The sequence below is a fragment of the Carboxylicivirga marina genome (genome assembly GCF_016612505.1).
GTDB lineage: Bacteria > Bacteroidota > Bacteroidia > Bacteroidales > Marinilabiliaceae > Carboxylicivirga > Carboxylicivirga marina.
In genome coordinates this window covers 1-20,020 of record NZ_JAENRR010000075.1, presented here as the reverse complement: position 1 = coordinate 20,020, position 20,020 = coordinate 1, and the positions used below count along the sequence as shown (strand labels likewise).

General features: G+C 37.8%; 18 protein-coding genes and 3 tRNA genes. 7 read left to right on the top strand and 14 right to left on the bottom strand.

Annotated features, from left to right (window positions below; all coding sequences use genetic code 11):
- The first annotated feature begins 126 nt into the window (after positions 1 to 126).
- Both JIV24_RS19575 and JIV24_RS19570 read left to right on the top strand, forming a co-directional pair.
- Positions 127 to 1,044 carry a nuclear transport factor 2-like protein gene (locus JIV24_RS19575; RefSeq protein WP_200466774.1) on the top strand — a complete coding sequence of 306 codons (918 nt, stop codon included), beginning with the start codon at positions 127 to 129 and terminating at the stop codon, positions 1,042 to 1,044.
- A 151-nt stretch (positions 1,045 to 1,195) separates the two neighbouring features.
- Positions 1,196 to 1,507 (top strand): hypothetical protein, encoded by a 312-nt coding sequence (locus JIV24_RS19570; RefSeq protein ID WP_200466773.1) that lies wholly within the window; start codon positions 1,196 to 1,198, stop codon positions 1,505 to 1,507.
- Positions 1,508 to 1,532: 25 nt separating this feature from the next.
- Here JIV24_RS19570 and JIV24_RS19565 read toward each other — a convergent pair whose 3' ends face one another.
- The 3 genes from JIV24_RS19565 to JIV24_RS19555 all read right to left on the bottom strand — a co-directional run bounded on the left by JIV24_RS19565 (position 1,533) and on the right by JIV24_RS19555 (position 3,415).
- Complete coding sequence (locus JIV24_RS19565) at positions 1,533 to 2,168, bottom strand: energy transducer TonB (RefSeq protein ID WP_200466772.1); 636 nt, start codon at positions 2,166 to 2,168, stop codon at positions 1,533 to 1,535.
- 138 nt (positions 2,169 to 2,306) lie between these two features.
- On the bottom strand, positions 2,307 to 2,543 hold the full coding sequence (locus JIV24_RS19560) for a hypothetical protein (RefSeq protein ID WP_200466771.1): 237 nt from the start codon (positions 2,541 to 2,543) through the stop codon (positions 2,307 to 2,309).
- A 101-nt stretch (positions 2,544 to 2,644) separates the two neighbouring features.
- Positions 2,645 to 3,415: an amidohydrolase gene (locus tag JIV24_RS19555; protein WP_200466770.1), complete on the bottom strand. Its 771-nt coding sequence runs from the start codon at positions 3,413 to 3,415 to the stop codon at positions 2,645 to 2,647.
- A gap of 507 nt (positions 3,416 to 3,922) precedes the next feature.
- Here JIV24_RS19555 and omp85 point away from each other — a divergent pair.
- A complete protein-coding gene (gene omp85, locus JIV24_RS19550; RefSeq protein WP_200466769.1) occupies positions 3,923 to 5,254 on the top strand; it encodes an Omp85 family outer membrane protein in 1,332 nt (443 codons plus the stop codon).
- Position 5,255: 1 nt separating this feature from the next.
- Here the strand turns inward: omp85 and JIV24_RS19545 are convergent, their stop codons facing one another.
- The 5 genes from JIV24_RS19545 to fabG all read right to left on the bottom strand — a co-directional run bounded on the left by JIV24_RS19545 (position 5,256) and on the right by fabG (position 10,953).
- Complete coding sequence (locus JIV24_RS19545; RefSeq protein ID WP_200466768.1) at positions 5,256 to 6,398, bottom strand: DUF819 family protein; 1,143 nt, start codon at positions 6,396 to 6,398, stop codon at positions 5,256 to 5,258.
- Positions 6,399 to 6,430: 32 nt separating this feature from the next.
- On the bottom strand, positions 6,431 to 7,849 hold the full coding sequence (dacB, locus tag JIV24_RS19540) for a D-alanyl-D-alanine carboxypeptidase/D-alanyl-D-alanine endopeptidase (RefSeq protein WP_200466767.1): 1,419 nt from the start codon (positions 7,847 to 7,849) through the stop codon (positions 6,431 to 6,433).
- Between the two features lie 32 nt (positions 7,850 to 7,881).
- Complete coding sequence (locus JIV24_RS19535; RefSeq protein ID WP_200466766.1) at positions 7,882 to 8,925, bottom strand: DUF6340 family protein; 1,044 nt, start codon at positions 8,923 to 8,925, stop codon at positions 7,882 to 7,884.
- A gap of 9 nt (positions 8,926 to 8,934) precedes the next feature.
- On the bottom strand, positions 8,935 to 10,098 hold the full coding sequence (locus JIV24_RS19530; protein WP_200466765.1) for an iron-containing alcohol dehydrogenase: 1,164 nt from the start codon (positions 10,096 to 10,098) through the stop codon (positions 8,935 to 8,937).
- Between the two features lie 108 nt (positions 10,099 to 10,206).
- Positions 10,207 to 10,953 (bottom strand): 3-oxoacyl-[acyl-carrier-protein] reductase, encoded by a 747-nt coding sequence (gene fabG, locus JIV24_RS19525; protein ID WP_200466764.1) that lies wholly within the window; start codon positions 10,951 to 10,953, stop codon positions 10,207 to 10,209.
- 285 nt (positions 10,954 to 11,238) lie between these two features.
- Between fabG and JIV24_RS19520 the strand changes: the two genes are divergently transcribed.
- A complete protein-coding gene (locus tag JIV24_RS19520; RefSeq protein WP_200466763.1) occupies positions 11,239 to 12,468 on the top strand; it encodes a hypothetical protein in 1,230 nt (409 codons plus the stop codon).
- A 47-nt stretch (positions 12,469 to 12,515) separates the two neighbouring features.
- Positions 12,516 to 13,736, top strand: a complete 1,221-nt coding sequence (locus JIV24_RS19515; protein ID WP_200466762.1) for a hypothetical protein — start codon at positions 12,516 to 12,518, stop codon at positions 13,734 to 13,736.
- A 334-nt stretch (positions 13,737 to 14,070) separates the two neighbouring features.
- Here JIV24_RS19515 and JIV24_RS19510 read toward each other — a convergent pair whose 3' ends face one another.
- Positions 14,071 to 14,541, bottom strand: coding sequence for a hypothetical protein (locus JIV24_RS19510; RefSeq protein WP_200466761.1), 471 nt, complete (start codon positions 14,539 to 14,541; stop codon positions 14,071 to 14,073).
- A 141-nt stretch (positions 14,542 to 14,682) separates the two neighbouring features.
- On the bottom strand, positions 14,683 to 14,919 hold the full coding sequence (locus JIV24_RS19505; protein ID WP_200466760.1) for an HTH domain-containing protein: 237 nt from the start codon (positions 14,917 to 14,919) through the stop codon (positions 14,683 to 14,685).
- Positions 14,920 to 15,321: 402 nt separating this feature from the next.
- Here JIV24_RS19505 and JIV24_RS19500 point away from each other — a divergent pair, with 402 nt between their 5' ends.
- Positions 15,322 to 17,202, top strand: coding sequence for a methyl-accepting chemotaxis protein (locus tag JIV24_RS19500; protein ID WP_200466759.1), 1,881 nt, complete (start codon positions 15,322 to 15,324; stop codon positions 17,200 to 17,202).
- 225 nt (positions 17,203 to 17,427) lie between these two features.
- On the opposite strand, the gene sucD is transcribed toward JIV24_RS19500, so the two are convergent.
- Positions 17,428 to 18,300 (bottom strand): succinate--CoA ligase subunit alpha, encoded by an 873-nt coding sequence (sucD, locus tag JIV24_RS19495; protein ID WP_200466758.1) that lies wholly within the window; start codon positions 18,298 to 18,300, stop codon positions 17,428 to 17,430.
- 206 nt (positions 18,301 to 18,506) lie between these two features.
- Here sucD and JIV24_RS19490 point away from each other — a divergent pair, with 206 nt between their 5' ends.
- Positions 18,507 to 19,598, top strand: a complete 1,092-nt coding sequence (locus JIV24_RS19490) for a gamma-glutamyl-gamma-aminobutyrate hydrolase family protein (RefSeq protein ID WP_200466757.1) — start codon at positions 18,507 to 18,509, stop codon at positions 19,596 to 19,598.
- A 141-nt stretch (positions 19,599 to 19,739) separates the two neighbouring features.
- On the opposite strand, the gene JIV24_RS19485 is transcribed toward JIV24_RS19490, so the two are convergent.
- The 3 genes from JIV24_RS19485 to JIV24_RS19475 all read right to left on the bottom strand — a co-directional run bounded on the left by JIV24_RS19485 (position 19,740) and on the right by JIV24_RS19475 (position 20,019).
- A tRNA-Asp gene (locus JIV24_RS19485) sits at positions 19,740 to 19,813 on the bottom strand.
- 21 nt (positions 19,814 to 19,834) lie between these two features.
- A tRNA-Asp gene (locus JIV24_RS19480) sits at positions 19,835 to 19,908 on the bottom strand.
- A 37-nt stretch (positions 19,909 to 19,945) separates the two neighbouring features.
- A tRNA-Asp gene (locus tag JIV24_RS19475) sits at positions 19,946 to 20,019 on the bottom strand.
- Position 20,020 lies beyond the last annotated feature (1 nt).

Sequence of the window (20,020 nt, the reverse complement as noted above, 5' to 3'; positions counted from 1 at the left end):
TTGACTTTTGCTCCTGCATAACTGTTAATATTTAGTTGTTTACATACTAACAGGCGGGAGCAATTTTTGATCAAATTCGCGTAATGAAAGATCTGCACCCTTATTTATTAACTTAAATTTGTAATTATGCGGACAACATTAAGTTTTTTGTTAGCGTTTCTTTTTCTTGGAATGAACGGTTACTCACAAAAGAAAAATGGAGTTGTTTTTTCTGAACATGAAGCAATTGAAAAAACAGTGAATCTTTGGAAAGCATTTGATTCGGGTGCTAAAGAAGTTTACCTGAGTTATTTTGCCGACAGTGTTTATGTTTTTTGGAATGGCAAGGATGCTACTTGGACTAAGAATAATATAGAGCAAAACTATGAATGGTGGCACAGAGAATTCGAAAACCTTAAACGTGTCAATCATAAACCCGCATTCCCTGATGCTATAGAGTATAAAGAAGGAGGACTTTGGGTACAGGATTGGATGAAGATAACTGGTAGGCACATAAATACCGGCATCAATTTAAATCTACATATCCATCAGTTATATAGTTTTAATGAAGATGGTAAAATAGCAACCATTGTTTTCTACTATAATAATGATGTATTTGAAGAAATTCGAAATAGTAAAATGACAAAGGAGAATGGAACACTATATATCAATCATCCTTATATTGTAACTGTTAGAAAAGCTATGAACGCTTTTATTGATAAAGACATTGATGAATGGTCTGGTTACTATAGTCCTAATGCGACCTTTGTATTTTCATCTATGAAATACGGAGAATCACTAAGTCTTGAGCAAAATAAGGAATCGTTAAAAGCAAAGTTCTTTATTCCTGAAAAAAAATATAAAGTTGAGCAAGTAGGTTATCCAGATTGTTTCCACTATGCCAATAATGATAGTTATGCCGTATTTTCTTGGTGGAAAATGACTATCATGAAAAATAAAGAAAAATATGAGTACGTTTTTATGTTATCTCATGATTTTAATAAAGATGGTAAAATAATAAGAGAGTACATCTATGGTAGCAACAACCACCTAGCTGACTGGTGATTAAACACAATTAACGTGTTATCTATATATATTACAACGCTATGCTTTTAATAGCTAACGTTACCCCTTTCCCAATAATAAAATCATTACCATGGTTTTATTATTGGGCACTATAATCAAATTGCGGTTAATACGTCTATTATCAAAACTAGTGTCAGTCGAATTAACTGACAATGGAATCACTGTAAACCACCTCATCAATCGAAATCAAACCACCATAGCCTACCATAATTTAGTAGAACTACAGCATCAATTTCGTCATCCTGTTTTCAGTAGGAATAGAATCAAATACCAATTAGGTCTTGGCGGTAGAGTTATGGAGTTAAAGTTCGCCAGTGTTGTTCCTAATGGCGAATTTAATGAGTTTGCAAGCTGGTTGAAAAGTAAGAACAGCAAAATTGAATTCACCTTTTCACCTCCGGCTTCGCCTGTCGAAGTTGAATTTAAGGGGAGGGATTCGTAAACAGTGGTTAGTACGATTAAGGCAATTAAAAACGGTGTGGATTTGTTCCATTCTTAGAAGTAATAACGACAACTCCATTTTCAGCCCTATCGCCATAAAGCTTTATTGCTTTTTCGCCTTTAATTATGCGAATCGATTCAACATTGTAATCGTGAACCTGCACAAGACCTTCAATTAATTTATCATCCAGGATAAACAAGGGTCGTTTATCTTGCTCATCAAGCACTTTGAGCTGACGAGCCATATGACGCTCACTATTAGAAAGTATAAAACGAATTGGCAGGCGCATTTTCGTATTAACTTTTTTCTTATCTAATTCGCCAGGTTTCCACTTACTTGATTCCTTAAGCGCTTCAACTACTAAGGCATCTAATTCTGAATCGATACCTTTTTCAACCACAACCTGCATAACCTCACCGTAAAATGTTACAACAAAACTTACCCAAACATCACCTTCAACACCTCTTAATTTAAAGGAATCATTATAATCAACCTGCTTTCGAATATGCTGACTAATATCTTTACCTGCACCTTTTAAGCGTGGCATTTTATCAACCGCAGTATATACATTAATATCAGTAATAACATCTTGTGCTACCAATGTATTACTCATGCATGACAATAAAATAATCAAAGATGGAAGTAAATGTGAAGCCTTCATATTTGTAAAGTTTTAGGTAAGTGATTACAACAATCTGTTAAGCTCAAGTTTTTGAGACACTTGTATCTCAAAGTATAAAACAACATGTGTTTGCTAACAATTATTATACCAAAAGCATATACTGTTCTAACTATTCAATTACTTCTTACGCATAGCTTCAATTCTGTTTATCACGTCCTTTAGACTTTCTTCTCGTACTTTTGCAGCTTTTTTACGTGCTTCCTCATCCACTTCGTATGTTTTAGGCGGCTCTACTATCACTTGCTCACCCGCATCTACATGCCCTTCAAGTCCCCACTCAAAACCCAGACTATCTAACAACTCGCTCACAAATCCAATCTTTTCTTCAGGTACTTTAACATTAAACTTTTTCATATATAATATAGTTTTGTGTTATTTAAAATAGTAATTTAAAGTTAAGGCAATTTTAACCAAACAACAACACCTTCAAACACTTACTTTTTTTTGTATCCAAACTAGTTGTTTATATGAAACTCGTCACCATCCCTCAATACCGGGAAGCATTCCCTGAACTTCATTAATACATCTTTTTTCAACTCAACATAAGCAACACCTTCATTAGCTCCCATATTAATTAATTCACTGCCTTTGGCATCAACTACCTGACTTCGCCCATCATATGTTATTGTTTTATCACAACCTATCCTATTAACACCAATTACATACGATTGGTTTTCTATAGCCCTTGCTTTCAATAAAACATCCCAAACATCACCTCTGCTTGCCGGCCAGTTTGCAACATACAGCAATACATCATATGCTTCACCAATATTCCTACTCCATACCGGAAATCTTAAATCGTAACATATGAGCGGACACAATTTCCAACCTTTAATTTCTACTACAATTCTTTCGTCTCCTTTTAAATAGTGCTTATGTTCGTCACCCATTGTAAATAAGTGACGCTTATCGTAGCTTGACACTTTACCTCCATTTACCACATATAAACGATTGACATACCCCTTATTGGTTTCAACAATTACACTTCCGATTATGCATACATTGTTTAAATCCGACATGGACTTCATCCAGCTCAGAACCTCTCCTCCATCAACCTGAGCATTACCTTTAGGCGACATACTAAACCCACTATGAAACATCTCAGGTAAAACCACAATATCAGTATCCTTACTTATTGATTTTAATACATTGCTTAAATACGAGAGGTTAGCCTGAGTATCTTCCCAAATAATATCATATTGAACAAGCGCAATTTTTAAATCCATCTTATGTATTTAATTAATTTTATTGTTGCAATATTAGGCTTTCGACCTTGAATAGTCAATCAGGAGATTGTTAAATTTCAAATCTCTCCAATCCTTAAATGCTTTTTTACTTATTTCATGCTTAATGAAAATGTATTCTTCTACTGTTACTAAAAACATAATTGACGATTGAGCATTGAACTGACCACAGTCATAACTTCAGACTGCACATTCATATCGAAGAAAAAACAACAAAGACAATAGACAGAGTTGGATCATATTTTTTTTTGAGAAAAACGTTTACGCCATCAAGATAAGAAATTACCTGCGCATACTATGATTAAAAACAAGGCCTCAATAGCTTTGAAAACAGTAATGCAACCTCAGTAATTATTGACAAAAGCTTTGAACGTATTGCACAAAAAGAAGTAAAACTTAGTCGCATACCAACAACTAAGCTCGTAAACAATTTGAATGCTTAGTTATTATATACATTATAGTTACATTTGAAATCCAAAATAGACCGTAATGCATAAGAAGATAGTTGTTACATTTATACTAAATACCCTGGTATTCTTTTCATTGTTTGCTCAGAAGGATTCAAGTTACGTAAAAGAGGGCTTTACATTTGGCTTACTTCCTGCCATTTCATTTGATTCTGACTTGGGATTTCAATATGGAGGGCTTACCAATCTGTATTGGTATGGCGACGGTTCTAATTACCCCGATTATAACCATTCCTTATATGTCGAATATTCTGAATACACGGCAGGCTCAACCTTAATGCGATTATATTACGACTCTCCTGCACTGTTTAAAGGCATTAGGACAACGGCTGATGTGACATATTTCAGAGATTTGGCGATGGACTTCTATGGCTTCAATGGAAATGATGCTGTTTATAATAAAAACTGGGAAGATAGTGATTCGCCCGATTACCTTTCTCGAGTGTTTTATCGCCATCATCGTGAGATGTTTCGCATAATGACCAATTTCAAAGGAAAGATTATACACGATTCTCCACAATGGCAGTGGATGGCTGGACTGGTATACTTCGATTTTAACATTGGTTCGGTTGATCTCGAACGTTTAAACAAAAACAAAGATGACGATGATAAACTTCCAGAAATAGATGGCATTTATGACAAATACCTTGATTGGAACATTCTAGACGAAAAAGAAGCAGAAGGAGGCCGTCATGCCTATCTTAAAATTGGATTATCGTATGACACCAGAGATAGAGAAGCCAACCCAAGCGAAGGAATGTGGACAGAGCTATTTATAGCTCACATGCCATCGTTTATGTCGAGTCAATCAGGCAATTACACCCGACTCAACCTCTTTCATCGTCAATACTTTTCGATTAACAAAAACCTTATTGCAGCCTATCGAATTGGCTATCAACACAAACTGGGCGGAACTATTCCATTTTATTTATTACCCCATATGGCAACAAGTGTTTTGACCTCTGCAACCTCGCAGGGATTAGGAGGATCAAAAACATTACGCGGTATAAATCGAAATCGACTTGTGGGAAATGGCAGCCTGCTAACGAACGTTGAGCTTCGATGGAAAATGTGGCGAACCAAACTATTCAAGCAAGATTTCTATTTGGGAACCAATTACTTTGTTGACATGGGGGTGATTACTCAGGATTACAAAATTGACAAATCGATGGTTCCTGATGAAGAATACCACCTTTATTTTAACGACACAAATGACAAACCCCACTTCAGTTATGGTTTAGGTCTGAAGGCTGCTCTGAATGAAAACTTTGTATTATCAGCAGATTATGGTATCGCAGCCAGTGAGCAAGATGGTAATTCAGGCATATACATTTCGCTTAACTACTTGTTTTAAACTACAAATAACTTAATAGCAAAGCCATTAAATAGCCAAGATAGTTGCCAAGCGCATATCCTATTAGTCCGATGGTTAACCCAGGAACAATAATTGAACGATTACGCAATGCACCTGCAACAACAGGCACAAAAGGCGGACTGCAAATTAACGCTGCAGAGGTTACAATAACAGTATCGGCATCAATATTTCGTAACCGGGATAACAATACATGAAGCAACAAACTGGCAAAAACTACAAAAGTGATATATCCAAAAATAGAAGGATTTATAGCTGATAAATCACCTATCTGAACTTTAGACGACACAACAACACTAAATATTAAAATCAGATACATACCCATATCAAAAGTACCCTTCGTTTGATTTATCCATTTGATTGAAGATCCCCATATCCCCAATGCTGTTATTAGAAAAATAAACACAACCATCTGCAAGCTCTGGGGAAGTATATACATAACTCCTCCAGCAAATGCCACCATAGCTATCACCACAAAGAGCACCTTCAGCAGAGCATAACGCTTATGCTTCGACTTAATGATTGACAACCAATTATCGTTATGAGATTCTTCAACATCAGCCACTCCGACAGGCATATGCTTTGGTAAAATAAATTGAAAAACACGCCGCCCTAATCCCATCAGGAAAAATAAATAAACGGCACCAATAGCCATATCATATGAATGAACAGCCAGATACACTTCTTCATTCACATCGAGAATCATTTTTAAGGAAGCCAGGTTTGGGGTGCCCCCACTATAAATACCAACCAACATACCTCCCACTTTATGAAAGCCTTCAATAGCCGGCCCATTAAAAAGCAGAAAACCAATTACCACTGAAACAAAAACAGCTATGAGTGAAAACAATAATGAATTAAGTGGCTGTGCGGCGAGCTTTTTCCAATCTCGCACATTTGATGAAAACAATAATAAAGGAATGGCCAATGGCACTGTCACCGACATCAGTATCTCTTGAATTATATGGAAACGCTCATCTAGCAATCCGGCTATACCCAATAATAGTCCGAAAGCATAGGATAAAACGATAGAACCTATCCGATTTAAAAACTGAATTTTATGACATAAGAAAAGAACCAAAGCCGGTAGCCCAAGATATAGTATAACAATTGCTAATTCTACCATTAAAAATAATTTGTCGCAAAAATACCAAAAGATTAATTCTGGCTAATTATCTCTTTCATGAGCATTTCCATATTTCCCCTCAGCTCTTTATAAGATTCGGTAAATCGATTGGCAATTATACAAAAAGCAAGGGTTTTTCCTCTCTTGGTATCAATATAACCGCAATAGCCTAATACCCCATTAAATGAACCACTTTTGCCGATAAAATACCCCTTAAACTCATCATCTCTTAAAATACTTTTTAATGTACCATCGATTCCGGCGATGGATAACGACTGCTTAAACACCTCACTATTATTACCCGAATGCATCACCTGAAGAACCTCAACCATATCCGATGCACAGATGGCATTAAATGGCGAAAGTCCGCTACCATCATAAAAGGCACCCGAAAAATCATTAATACGTCCATGCCAAAATTCTGTAACACTGCTGACTCCCTTATCCCAACTTGCTTCGCCATACTTATGCTCAGCTAAACGAAATAATAGGTGGTCGGCATATAAATTGTGGCTCGTTTTATTAATAACCGAAACAATTTCCGTCAAAGGCGGTGAGAAATGAAGGTATATTGGTTCACCAAATGATATATCAGCGTGATTACTTTTGCCAATATTTAATACTTCAATTCCTTTCTTGTTCAGGAAATTCGCCAATTCGTCGGCAAAAGTCAGCTCAGGATGAGGCAAAGCCCCTTGAATAGAAAAAGCATCTCTTCCCTGAGGAATGGTGCCGCTCACATACCAATTGGACATATCGGCATGACCATAGATATAGGCGCTATCTTTATTGTTTGCTGCTGACTTTACCAAACAAGAAAAGTCGACCCCAGGATCTGGTTCAACATTAACTATTTCAACAGGCTCCCCAACTCCATTGGGCGATTTCATTTTCATGTAGAAAGTATTCTCACGATAAGTCAAGCCATTGGGAACAGCTCCGTAATAATTCCCTATATCTTCCCATAAACGTTTCGAAGGTTGCCTGATACCCAAATAACAAGAGTTATCAACAATCAGCGCATTCAATTTTAAAATTCCTTTACTTTTAAGACGCTGATAGAGTTGCTGAAAAATAGAATCGGGCTGAGTATTATCGAAACGATCGGAACCAAATGTTGGGTCGCCACTACCAACAACAACTAGCTTATTTTGTCCATTCTTTTTGTCGAGATAAAATGATGTTTGATAACGATAATCGGCATCTAATTCAGAAAGTACGGCCCCGGTTGTTATAAGCTTAGTTAAGGACGCCGGTGTCATTCGCTGATCGGGATTGTGAGCCACCACTATTTTCCCTGATGACATGTCAATTGCCATTACTGAAAGAGCTCCATCATCAGTTATATCAAGACTGTATCCATCATTGGAATAATGTCTTGCAGGTTCCTGCGAAATACCGACCGAAAAATAGGTGGTTATTAAAAGTAAGGTACATAGTATTTTCATCATCCTTTAAATTTGATAAAAAGCGTAAAGAAGCATTACAAAACGGGTATTCCGAATTGCACATCCAGCTTTTTTTGATCACGATATCGACGAACCAAATCGGTGTACAATTCTTTTGATGATAGCCGCTCATCATGGTTGCCTTTAACACCTTTTAATTCAAATGCCTGATAACTTTTAAAAGCCCACTCCATTGCCAGTTTATATTCACCCCTTGCCTCCATTGATACAGCAATATTATTAGCTGCACGTCCTTTCTCGCGTGAGTTGCCATGTTGATAGATAAAATTCCATAATTTTTCAGCTTCACTTCGATTATCTTTACTCAACCATTCGGCCGCACTAATAAAGTGCGTATTACCTGCAATGTATACTCTTCTTTCTACCGGCTCCCAATGCGGCACCAATTCATCGGCATAAGTCGCTCCCATATAACTTCCCAGTTCAATGGTTGCATCTTTTAGTGAAGGAAACGTTGCCACTGAAACATTAATATCAGCACCTACAGCATCCCAATATAAGGTATCTCGTTGCGCATCGGCATAAAGCGCTTCAGTTGAATAACCATCAAACAACTGCCAATAGGCAACACCACCTACATCCATGGTTGAATAATATTCCACATCCATATCCTGCACATTTATTAAGGTTCCATATTTAGCAGCATCTAATGACAATAGAGCATCGACATTATATTTATTACATATATCAATAATTTGTGCTTGCGTTAATGAACGTAAAGGCTTTCCACTAATAGCAGTATTGTGTTTTATTGTATCAATGTAAACCGTATCAAAAAAACGTCGAAAGTCTAATTCGGCTTTTAGCTGATTGATAATTACTTTAGAAAATGTATCCACCCTAACGGTATCCAATCGCTGCAATTGCCCCATAACTTTGGCTATATGTGCATTATCAGGATTAAAGGGATAGGCATTGTCGACAATGACAATTGATTTTAATTGTGGGGGTACTGAATACACCGCCGGGCGAAGCACATCATAATGCATTACCTCATAAGTTTTGCAGGATACTACCAGCACAAGTGTTATTAGTAGAAAGATTAAGTTTCTGAGCATATCAATATTTTACAATGATTGTGATAAAATCGCCTCCACATCAACTTTCCCTAGTTTTTGAAACACCCCAATAGGACCAAACTTACAGGCGCCTTCGGCCATTTGTCCAATATATTTATCGTCTATATTTACTTCATTTAAGGTAGTCGGCATTTTCAGGCTTGTGAAAAACGCCCTTGTTTTGTCAATACCCTCTAGTGCTGCTTCATGATCATCCATATGACCTACTCCCCACACATTGCGAGCATACTGCGCTAATTTTGGAACCGTCCGATCACTAAGTACGTATTTCATCCATACCGGAAAAAGAATTGACAAGCCTGCTCCATGTGTTAAATCATATATGGCACTCACCTCATGTTCAATACCATGGGTAGCCCAATCACCATACATCTTACCTGTCACCGTTAAGCCATTTAGCGCCAGACTGGATGCCCACATTATATTTGCTCGAGCTTCGTAATTTTCAGGATCATCAAGTAGTGTCGGACCATATTTTATGCATGTTTTCAAAATTCCTTCGGCCATCGCATCCTGAACGAATGTTCCTGCATCTAAGGTAAAATATTGCTCAAAAATATGGCTCATCACATCAACAACACCAGCAGCTGTTTGCCACGTATTAACCGTAAATGTGTATGTCGGATCGAGTACTGAAAATATGGGACGAAGGCTATCATGACCACTTGCTCTTTTTTCTAAAGTCTCTTCATTTGAAATAACCGTATTACCATTCATTTCGCTGCCGGTAGCTGCCAATGTTAAGATCGCTCCAATAGGTAAGACTTTTCCTATTTTGGCTTTTCGGATAAAAAAATCCCAGGCATCTCCTTCGTAGTGAACGCCCATTGAAATAGCTTTGATACAATCAATAACACTACCTCCGCCAACACCTAATATAAAATCCACTTTATTTTCCCGGCATAAACGAATACCTTCTCTTACACTCTCTATGCGCGGGTTAGGCTGTATGCCCGACAGTTCCACAACATTGATTGAACTACGCTCTAAAACCTGAAGAACTTTGGCATATAAACCATTTTTCTTGATAGAACCGCCTCCATATGCCAGTAAAACTGTTTGACCAAATGCTGCTATTTCGTTTCCAATTTCCTCAACTCTGTTTTTTCCAAATAAGATTTTTGTTGAAGCCAGATAAGTGAAGTTTTTCATCCAATAAAATTTAACTTTTCTTTACAAAAATAATACCAAGGTATAGATTCATAAAAATAAAAAAGGGTGGTTAAAAAACCACCCTTTCTCACTAATATTTCTTATATCTTACATATTCATACCACCACAAACATGAATTGTTTGTCCGCTAACATAAGCAGAAAGGTCTGAACCTAAGAATACACAGATGTTAGCAACATCGTCTGGCGTACCACCGCGCTTCAATGGAATTTTTTGTTCCCAGTCCTTCTTAACATCTTCTGGCAGCTTACCAGTCATCTCGGTAATAATAAAACCAGGAGCGATGGCATTACTACGGATACCACGAGAACCTAATTCTTTAGCGATAGACTTGGTGAAACCAATCATACCCGCCTTAGAAGCAGAATAGTTAGCCTGACCTGCATTACCACTTACTCCAACAACAGAGCTCATGTTAACAATTGAACCTGAACGCTGACGCAACATGGTTGGCTGAACAGCTTTAGTGAAGTTAAATACCGACTTTAAGTTCACGTTAATAACTGCGTCCCACTGATCTTCAGTCATACGCATTAACAAAGTATCTTTAGTGATACCTGCATTATTAATTAAAATATCAATTGAGTCAAAATCTTTAGCGATTTCAGCAACTACTTTTTGAGTATCCTCAAAATTACTGGCATCAGAAGCATAACCTTTAGCTTTTACTCCTAAAGCTTCAAGTTCTTTCTGCGTTTCTTCTGCTGCTTCGTTAATTACTAAGTCAGTAAATGCTACATTACAACCTTCTTGTGCAAATCGCATTGCAATAGCTTTACCAATGCCTCGTGCAGCACCAGTTACAATGGCTGTTTTTCCTTCTAGTAACTTCATGTTTTTCTTATTTATAAGTTTTGATGAACACTTTTCAATGACCTGCTCATCATTACAATAAACTAATGTGTTAAAATCAATAGCTAAGTCTCCACATCAACTATCTATTTTAAACTTAACCGGACAAAAATAGAACAATTCTTAGCTTTTCGCTATTTTTTTTGTTGAAATGCATGTTTACCCATTAAACGTGAAGCACAGCGAAGCGCATTAATGAGTACAGAATGCACTTGCTTAACTTAGTCATTATTTATAATTTCAAGCTATCAACCAAACCTAATACAGATGGCTAAATCTAAATCAAGAAAGAAAAAGAGCACACCTCCCAATGGTGGCTATAAGAAGTTCATTAGCGATATGATGAACTTTATGAATACTTTTCAAAAAAACACGCAACCCCCATTTGATACAGCTGAAAAAAGAAGAATATACGACACCCGATTGCAACTAAGACGACCGGATGCTGCAGACAAGTTAATTAGTGTAAAAGAACTGGATATTATTTTCGCTTACATCAAAGAAATGCACCGTAAGCCAAAGATTAAAATTACCGGCAGGAACATTTCGACGTATCAAATTCTACTTTTTTATAGTTACAACAGAGGTATTGAACGCAGATGTGAAAAAGAACTTGGTAAAGGTCATATTGAGTGTGCAGCCTTGACTCAATCGGGTGAAGAACTGTATAAAATTTTCTTACAACACTACCTTGTCGATATATTTGCTATAATAACAAGAATGAGTAATCCAACCTATAAATTCTACGGTATTACTTTCAGAACTGCTAGTTTTATTAAAGATGATTTAAGGTTTGAATTAGTAAGCAAAGTATCGGCAACACCTGCACAAAAAAAACACATAAATTTTAATGGGCATTACCGTCCCGCATATCGGCTTGGCAAAGCAACAGCTACAGAGAGCTTTGAATGGATTCAGTTCTTAAACAAAGATTTACCCGAAACAATAAGAACTAGTCATCAAACCTACTCTCTTTATATGCAAGCGCATGCCATCAGCCGATTAAAAGAACGATTGGATTTATTAGATAAAGAAAGCGTAAACTATACTATTTGGGAAAATACGGCCTCTACAACCAACTTTATCAACCACAAGCATTATACACTACTCCCTGTTAATGTGCACCAGATACGAATCGGTTATTTTGTTGTTGAGCCAATTGATGACATGCTCATCATCAAAACCTTCTTATTTATCACCCACAGTTGCACGCCCGAAGGCGATAAACTGAAAGAGATAACCGGACTGGGCAAAAGCGACATCAGCTATTGGAAAATTGACCGCTTAAGCACTTTTGTTAACCTGGATGAAGAGAAACACCCCAAATTAATGCAACTATTTACCGATGCCGGTATGCAAGACCTGGCCCTACTAAAAGATAAAGATTTTGATATTGAAAGTATTCAAACAGCCAACCTCGACAAGCTTAAAGAATACCTCGAAACCAGTCACAATTACAAAGAGGCTAAAGAAGAAGATGTGGTGATTCATGCTTGATGACTTATTAGAAACGATTGGTATAACTTTAATCAACCTTAAAAACTATGGCTCAAAATAAACGCAGAAAAAAAGCGCCCCTTCAACAGTGTAGTAAAAAAGAGTATTTCAGAAAGGTCTTTCAGGCTGCAGACAGTATGCAGCTTGATGTTGATGACTTTACCTCAGAGGAAAAACAACTCTTATATCATACCAGACCCAAACTACATCAGGTTGTCAACCCAGATAAAACAATTTCGCCAACCAAGTTAAACCGCTTTAAAATACTTATTAGAGAACTAAACAACAAAATCAGAACGGCAGAAGGGATCTCCTTTAAAACCATTGATTTTATTTATGTCTATGCCTTCATGAATGCTAAAGTAATCTATTTAGTCAATCAATACCCCGATGACCAAAAAGCAAACAAAAGGCTTTATGAAGAACAATGCGAAATGCTTAATGATTTTTACATGTGCTATGCCACAGATATATTCTGCACAATCATACGCTATTCAAATCCCACAAAAGCCTATTACAGTGCTCATGTCGAGGAAAACTACACCAACCAATATAACCAAAGTCTGGAACTAACACCCAAAATTTGCGCAGTACCTATTCGTAAAAAAAAGTATAAAATAAAAGGTCAAATACGAACCATCTATCAAATGGGAAAAATGTACGGCAATAATCAATTTGAATGGATTTCTGTCAATTATCGAAATCCTGATTTAAACATCTCGTCAGTCGCTCCAAAATTAAACCTATACATCCAAACACATGCCATAAAGCGCATGAGCGAACGCCTTGACATCACTGATGAACAAAGCATTAATTTCTTTCTATGGAAAAACACCTGCGATAACTTTGAAATCATCAAGCATAAAAACACCCTGCTCGCACCAGTAAAGATTTACGACATAAAAATTGGCTACTTTGTTGTTGAACCAATAGATGACATGCTCATTATCAAAACCTTCTTATTTATCACGCACAACTGCACACCCGAAGGCGATAAACTAAAAGGGCTGACAGGTTTGGGTAAAAACGACATTAGCTACTGGAAAATTGACCGGTTGAGCACCTTTGTCAACCTCGATGAAGAAAAATACCCTAAGCTGATGCAGCTGTTTACCGATGCAGGCATGCAAGACCTGGCTCAACTAAAAAATAAATACTTTGACATTGAAAGCATTCAGGATGCCAACCTCGATAGCCTGAGGGAATACCTCAAAAACAGCCATCAATATAAAAATGCTAAGGAGGAGGATGTGGTGATTCATGCTTAAGACCAGAATATTCTGGCTAAAACACACAAGCGCGTAGTTTTTTGACTCGTTAAAGTACGATATTCGGAGAAGCTTCTGACTTTTTGATAAAACGTTCTGGCTTTGAGTGAGAATTTTCTGGCTTTGACCCAGAACATTGTATCAATTACCCAGAACCCTCTTACTTTTTCATTGATGATTATGTGATTTTCGGAGAAGCTTCTACTAAAAAGCCAGAATCATCTCTGAATTTCATAGATGATTGAGTAAAAAAGTTAGAAGAATGAATCGAAACCAGAAAAAAGAAAGGCCAATAGCATCGGGATTAACTATTGACCTTTGAAAATAACAATTGTTATTCAGAAGCTTTTTTAGTGCGGGTACGTGGGAAACGCTGTTTTAGCTCGGTAACCTTTTCTTTGGCTCCCGGATGCCCCATTTTAGCAGCATTCTTCATCAGGCTATAGACCATTAGTGACGTATTATAAGCTTCGTGACCAGCTAAAGCTTTAGAGTCGTCAATAGCCGAAGCAATACACTCCACCTTAAAGCTTAAAGCCCGAAGGCGCGATATGGCATCAACATCTTTTTCCAAAGCCGGTATATCCACAAAGGCATCCAACAAAGCGGTGTCTTGCTTGGCTATTTCCAGGCTCTTATCAACAAAAGCCACCGACTTATCACCCATCCGAAGCAATTCGTTCTTTTCGCTTTTCTCCAAAACAATCAACTTGGGCATTAATACATTTTCCAACACCTGAAGCGCATCATTAACTTGCGTTTCTTCCTCGGCGTTGATGCTTAAATCAATTCTGTTTTCTTGCATTTTTTAAGGTTTTATTGATTAAAAATTTGATTAACAGCGCGAGTTTAGTTAAACGCACTCCGAAATTATTGGAGTAAAAAAAATAATTGCCAACGCAATAAGGAAAATTACTGTAGCAGGTTAAAATCCCAGTCGCATTATTCAGTCCTTAGTTTTATTACCAAAGGTGATGACAAAATCATTATTGAGAACATAACTTTGCCGACTATTGCTGTATTCAATATCAGCCCCTTTTGCTTTCAACACCCTAAGGTAATCGTACAAAGAACTTTCTGAAATATTTAAGCGCTTGGCCAACTCCTGAGGTGTACCGGTGGCTTTTCGTTTAATAAGGTGTAGGATGCGCTCGTAGCGCTCCATTTGCATAATAAACTTCATTCTTTAGGTTAAGCTTTTAAAAAGATAATGCACCTACTAGCCTTACAACATTGTATTAGCGATAGGCCTCATTGGTTCATTAATCTCATTTATTAATATAATAGCACTAAGCGTACTGCTTGCTTCTCACATTATACATTTACTTAATCCCGATTTGTAGTACCAACAAACATAGTTGCGATAAATAAAATTTCAAACTATTTATTTATTATTTTCTCTATTTTAGAACCATCCTAAGTTCACTAATACTTAAACGGTATTTCTATTTTTGTTACACAGTCATTTTTACAACATATCTGTCAGTTAAATTCGCACATTCGTCAAAGAAGAATCCCATAATATGTACGAAATTATAATTTTGCAATGGAATCAAAATCAATGCTATTTAATACCTGATCAAACATGAAGCTTAATCTCAAGAAAAAGCTGGCTGCTTATACAATTATAACTGTCGGTGCCGTTTTCTGTCTATTCTTAACCATCTCCCTTATTTTTATTAAGCGCTCATTTGTGGAGTCTAATCGAAACGTACTTATTGAGGAAACTCAAAAGGCAGCCCAGGAAATTAACAAGCAATTATCTTCCCACATGGGCGTGGCCCGTGGTCTTGCTCGTTCATTTGAATCGAGCTATTCGAGCAATTGGGAACAAATGGCTCCCTTATTTAATCGTTCAATGGAAAAAGCGGCTGAGCAAGAGGCCTCATACCTGGCTGTTTGGAACTGTTTTCAATATGAGTTTATTGATAAAAACTGGGGCAGTAAACCAGGCCGACTCACCTCAACCCTGTCACGCGAAGATGGCAAACTTTCGCACAAAGAGCTCATTCGTGATGTAGACGGCGTTCAGGCATCGCCTTATCACAAAGTTGGCAGAAGCAAGCAAGAGTTTATAACCGAACCTTATTGGTATCAATATGGCAATGAAGCGCAAGAAAAGGTATTGGAAACAACCATGCTCATTCCAATGACTGACAATAAGCGCTTTATTGGTGTTGTTGGAATTGATATGTCACTTGAAGCTTTTACTGATTATGTGGCACACATCAAACCCTTTGAACAGTCTGAAGCTTTTCTGCTGTCGAAAGAAGGGATTATTATTGGCCACGAAGATGAATTATTACTTGGCAAAGCGATCAATGAAAAAACAGCAGCAATTGGCGAAATAGAATTGCAAACTGCCAGTAAAAACGATTACTCTATTCTTCACTCAAAAATATCAGGAATCAACTATACGTATACAATTGCACCTATCTATGCCGGCCATAGCCAATCGCCATGGTTTGTACTGATTCAAACACCTAAAAGTGTGCTTTCGGCTAAAGCCAACTGGATTGTAAGCATTATGATTGTGATTGGTATATTGGCAATCGCCATTATTGCAATAATGGTATATATGGTGATGGGTAAAATAACCAAGCCGATCATTAATTCAACACAAATAACTTCTAACATTTCATCGGGCGATTTAACGGGTGAGATGGCCTACAAAAAAGAAAAGAATGAGTTAGACGTTTTAAATAATTCACTACTGGATATGCAAGAAAAACTGGCAGTGGTTGTAAAGATGATACGCGAAAACTCACATCAAATACAAGTAGCATCAAACAGATTAGAACAAGATTCAAGTACACTATCCAACGCCGCAACAGACATGGCCACTTCCTCCGAAGAAGTATCGTCAGCCATTGAAGAAATGACGGCTAACATAGAGCAAAACACAGAGAATGCCCGCAAGACCTCGAAACTATCGCACTCGGCCTTAGAAAGCGTTAAAAGCAGCAATTCATCAACGCAGCGCATGCGCGAAGCAATGGGCTCTGTAGCTGAACGCATCTCTATCATTCAGGATATTGCCGCACAAACCAATATTCTGTCTCTGAATGCGGCCGTTGAAGCAGCTCGTGCAGGCGAATCAGGACGAGGATTCTCGGTGGTAGCATCAGAGGTTAAAAAGTTGGCCGAAAGAAGTCAGAATGCGGCAGCAGACATTGAAAAACTATCGCGCCGTGCTTTAATGATATCCGAAAGGGCTGGAAATGATATGGAAGAATTAGTTCCTGAAATTGAACAGACCTCTTCATTGGTAGATGAGATAACATCAGCCAGCATGGAACAAAACATGGGCATCCAACAAATATCGAGCGCCTTACAACAATTAAACAATGGCACACAACAAAATGCTTCACTGGCTGATACTCTTGCACAAAGTGCTGATGAATTAAACGCTTTTGCTAACGAGCTACACAGACAAGTTGCCTATTTTAAGTTAGCTAAGAATTAAACTGACACATTAGCGTCCTAATAGGCTTATGAGCGAAGCGGGTGTAGCCTTGATCTTTTCTGCTTTCGTTTTTTTGAATTAAGCCAAATAATGAAGTCGGGTTTGGGCGGACAGTCCTATTGATAAAACAATAAGGACAACATTGAAGCTGAAATAATAAACTATAAAACCCTGATACTAATTAACAGCATCAGGGTTTATTAATATCTAAAAGCAAATATCTGTTTATTTCTCCAAAGCCTTAAGCATGGTAGCGCCTAAATCAGCTGGCGACTCCACAACATGAATACCACATTCACGCATAATGGCCATTTTAGCAGCAGCTGTATCATCTTTTCCGCCTACAATAGCTCCTGCATGCCCCATACGGCGTCCCTTGGGCGCTGTTTGACCAGCAATGAAACCAACCACAGGCTTCGTGCCATTTTCTTTAACCCATCTGGCAGCTTCCGCTTCCATGGTGCCACCAATTTCACCAATCATAATTACGGCATCAGTCTCATCATCATTCATAAACAGCTCAACTGCTTCTTTGGTAGTTGTACCAATAATTGGGTCACCACCAATACCTATAGCAGTTGAAATCCCTAATCCTGCCTTTACAATCTGGTCCGCTGCTTCATAGGTTAATGTTCCTGATTTTGAAACCACGCCCACACGTCCTTTCTTAAAAATGAAACCTGGCATAATACCAACTTTTGATTCTTCAGCGGTGATAACACCCGGACAATTGGGTCCAACCAAAATAGTATCTTTTCCATCGATATAATTCTTAGCATGTACCATATCATTGGTAGGAATACCTTCGGTAATGGCAATAACAACACCAATACCTGCATCGGCGGCTTCCATAATGGCATCGGCAGCAAAAGCCGGTGGCACAAAAATAACCGACACATCGGCCTTTACTTTTTCTACAGCTTCAGAAACCGTATTAAAAACAGGTAAATTAAGATGTTCTGTACCGCCTTTTCCTGGCGTTACACCACCTACTACATGTGTACCATATTCAATCATTTGAGAAGCATGAAAAGTACCTTCACTACCTGTAAATCCCTGTATGATTACTTTTGAATCTTTATTTACTAATACACTCATAAGGTATATTGATTTTAATTAGCGATAAGAGTATTGTTTTAATTTCTTAATGTAAATAACCGACAGCTAGCTCATTTGTTTTGTCATTTATCAATCAGTTCCATTTTTAATCTGCCTTCTATCAGATTTAGCGATTATTAATTAGTAATTACCAATTAGTTTTTCAGAAACGCTTTTTTTGTATTTTTACCCTAAATACACCTACTATGAGAATCACCACTATACTATTATTTCTTTGCTGCATTCATATACAAGGGCAACTTCTTGAGCCCCTACCCGATCATTTAAACAAACGCCTTTTACTTGCCCATCCAACAACAAGCAACATTGAGGTGATTGAAGCACTGCACCAAAATGAATTAATTGATATTTCTTCATTACAGCTGATTGGGATTTATCACAAAGATGAGCAATACGATTATTCAAAGTCGGCATTAATGCTAGATTCTCTAAAGCATTTAAACATGCAACTGTACGAATTGTCTGATACGTTACTATCTGATAGCTTGTTTTGCGTCAATGCCAGCAGTACATCATTCGATCAACTCTTCAATGAGAGTGAAGGTATTATTTTCTTTGGAGGCCCCGATATTCCGGCCGAAATATATAACGAAGAGGCTCACCCACGTACAAAAGTAACGGATCCCTATCGTCATTATTTCGAAACTTCACTTATCTATCATTTACTGGGCGGCTACCAAAACAATGAATACACGCCTCTGCTTGAGAGCAATCCAGATTACTTTGTTATGGGCATTTGCCTGGGCATGCAAACCATGAATATAGCCACAGGCGGAACGCTGATTCAGGATATCCCTCTGGAAGTATTTGAGAGTGACGAAACCAAAGGATTAAAACACCTGCAAACAGAAGAAATACATCGAAATTTCTACACTAAGATGCCAGAATATGCCAATAAAGGTTTATCCGGCTCAACATTTCATCACATCATCTTCAAAGACTATTTCTTTCCGGCATTAACGAAGGTAAAACCAGAAAGCACACCTCTCGTCAATAGCTACCATCATCAGTCCGTTGAAAAACTAGGTAAGGGTTTTGTGATAGGTGCCACTTCAAGTGATGAGAAAGTAATTGAAGGCATGTTTCACGCCCATTATCCAAATGTATTTGGAGTACAATTTCATCCTGAGCGATCGCAATTTTATCTTCAAACCCGGAAATACAAAATGGAACCGGATGCTGAAGCCAAATACTTATCCGAATATCTTGATGATGAAAGCATGGATTTTCACATTCGTTTTTGGAAGGCTGTCAATAACATTATTCAGGAATTGTAAGAAAACAAGCAAAGCTTTACAACCCCAGTTCGATATATAATTAAATCACATACTTTAAATAGAGTCTACTCCAATTTAAAAGATATAGAGAACAAAGGGGCTATTAAACAACAAAAGCCCATCTGTTAAGATGAGCTTCTGCGGTCTGGACGGGACTCGAACCCGCGACCTCCGGCGTGACAGGCCGGCATTCTAACCAGCTGAACTACCAGACCTAAAGTTGAAGTAAAAACGAGCGGTCTGGACGGGACTCGAACCCGCGACCTCCGGCGTGACAGGCCGGCATTCTAACCAGCTGAACTACCAGACCAGTTTTAAACTTCAATATATCTGTGAAACTAAACAAGCGGTCTGGACGGGACTCGAACCCGCGACCTCCGGCGTGACAGGCCGGCATTCTAACCAGCTGAACTACCAGACCA

What these genes read in the sequence shown, in the direction of transcription:
- JIV24_RS19575 (WP_200466774.1), top strand. Translation starts at nt 127, where the DNA reads ATGCGGACAACATTAAGTTTTTTGTTAGCGTTTCTTTTTCTTGGAATG.
- JIV24_RS19565 (WP_200466772.1), bottom strand. Translation starts at nt 2,168, where the DNA reads ATGAAGGCTTCACATTTACTTCCATCTTTGATTATTTTATTGTCATGC.
- JIV24_RS19560 (WP_200466771.1), bottom strand. Translation starts at nt 2,543, where the DNA reads ATGAAAAAGTTTAATGTTAAAGTACCTGAAGAAAAGATTGGATTTGTG.
- JIV24_RS19555 (WP_200466770.1), bottom strand. Translation starts at nt 3,415, where the DNA reads ATGGATTTAAAAATTGCGCTTGTTCAATATGATATTATTTGGGAAGAT.
- omp85 (WP_200466769.1), top strand. Translation starts at nt 3,923, where the DNA reads ATGCATAAGAAGATAGTTGTTACATTTATACTAAATACCCTGGTATTC.
- JIV24_RS19545 (WP_200466768.1), bottom strand. Translation starts at nt 6,398, where the DNA reads ATGGTAGAATTAGCAATTGTTATACTATATCTTGGGCTACCGGCTTTG.
- dacB (WP_200466767.1), bottom strand. Translation starts at nt 7,849, where the DNA reads ATGATGAAAATACTATGTACCTTACTTTTAATAACCACCTATTTTTCG.
- JIV24_RS19535 (WP_200466766.1), bottom strand. Translation starts at nt 8,925, where the DNA reads ATGCTCAGAAACTTAATCTTTCTACTAATAACACTTGTGCTGGTAGTA.
- JIV24_RS19530 (WP_200466765.1), bottom strand. Translation starts at nt 10,098, where the DNA reads ATGAAAAACTTCACTTATCTGGCTTCAACAAAAATCTTATTTGGAAAA.
- fabG (WP_200466764.1), bottom strand. Translation starts at nt 10,953, where the DNA reads ATGAAGTTACTAGAAGGAAAAACAGCCATTGTAACTGGTGCTGCACGA.
- JIV24_RS19520 (WP_200466763.1), top strand. Translation starts at nt 11,239, where the DNA reads ATGGCTAAATCTAAATCAAGAAAGAAAAAGAGCACACCTCCCAATGGT.
- JIV24_RS19515 (WP_200466762.1), top strand. Translation starts at nt 12,516, where the DNA reads ATGGCTCAAAATAAACGCAGAAAAAAAGCGCCCCTTCAACAGTGTAGT.
- JIV24_RS19510 (WP_200466761.1), bottom strand. Translation starts at nt 14,541, where the DNA reads ATGCAAGAAAACAGAATTGATTTAAGCATCAACGCCGAGGAAGAAACG.
- JIV24_RS19505 (WP_200466760.1), bottom strand. Translation starts at nt 14,919, where the DNA reads ATGAAGTTTATTATGCAAATGGAGCGCTACGAGCGCATCCTACACCTT.
- JIV24_RS19500 (WP_200466759.1), top strand. Translation starts at nt 15,322, where the DNA reads ATGAAGCTTAATCTCAAGAAAAAGCTGGCTGCTTATACAATTATAACT.
- sucD (WP_200466758.1), bottom strand. Translation starts at nt 18,300, where the DNA reads ATGAGTGTATTAGTAAATAAAGATTCAAAAGTAATCATACAGGGATTT.
- JIV24_RS19490 (WP_200466757.1), top strand. Translation starts at nt 18,507, where the DNA reads ATGAGAATCACCACTATACTATTATTTCTTTGCTGCATTCATATACAA.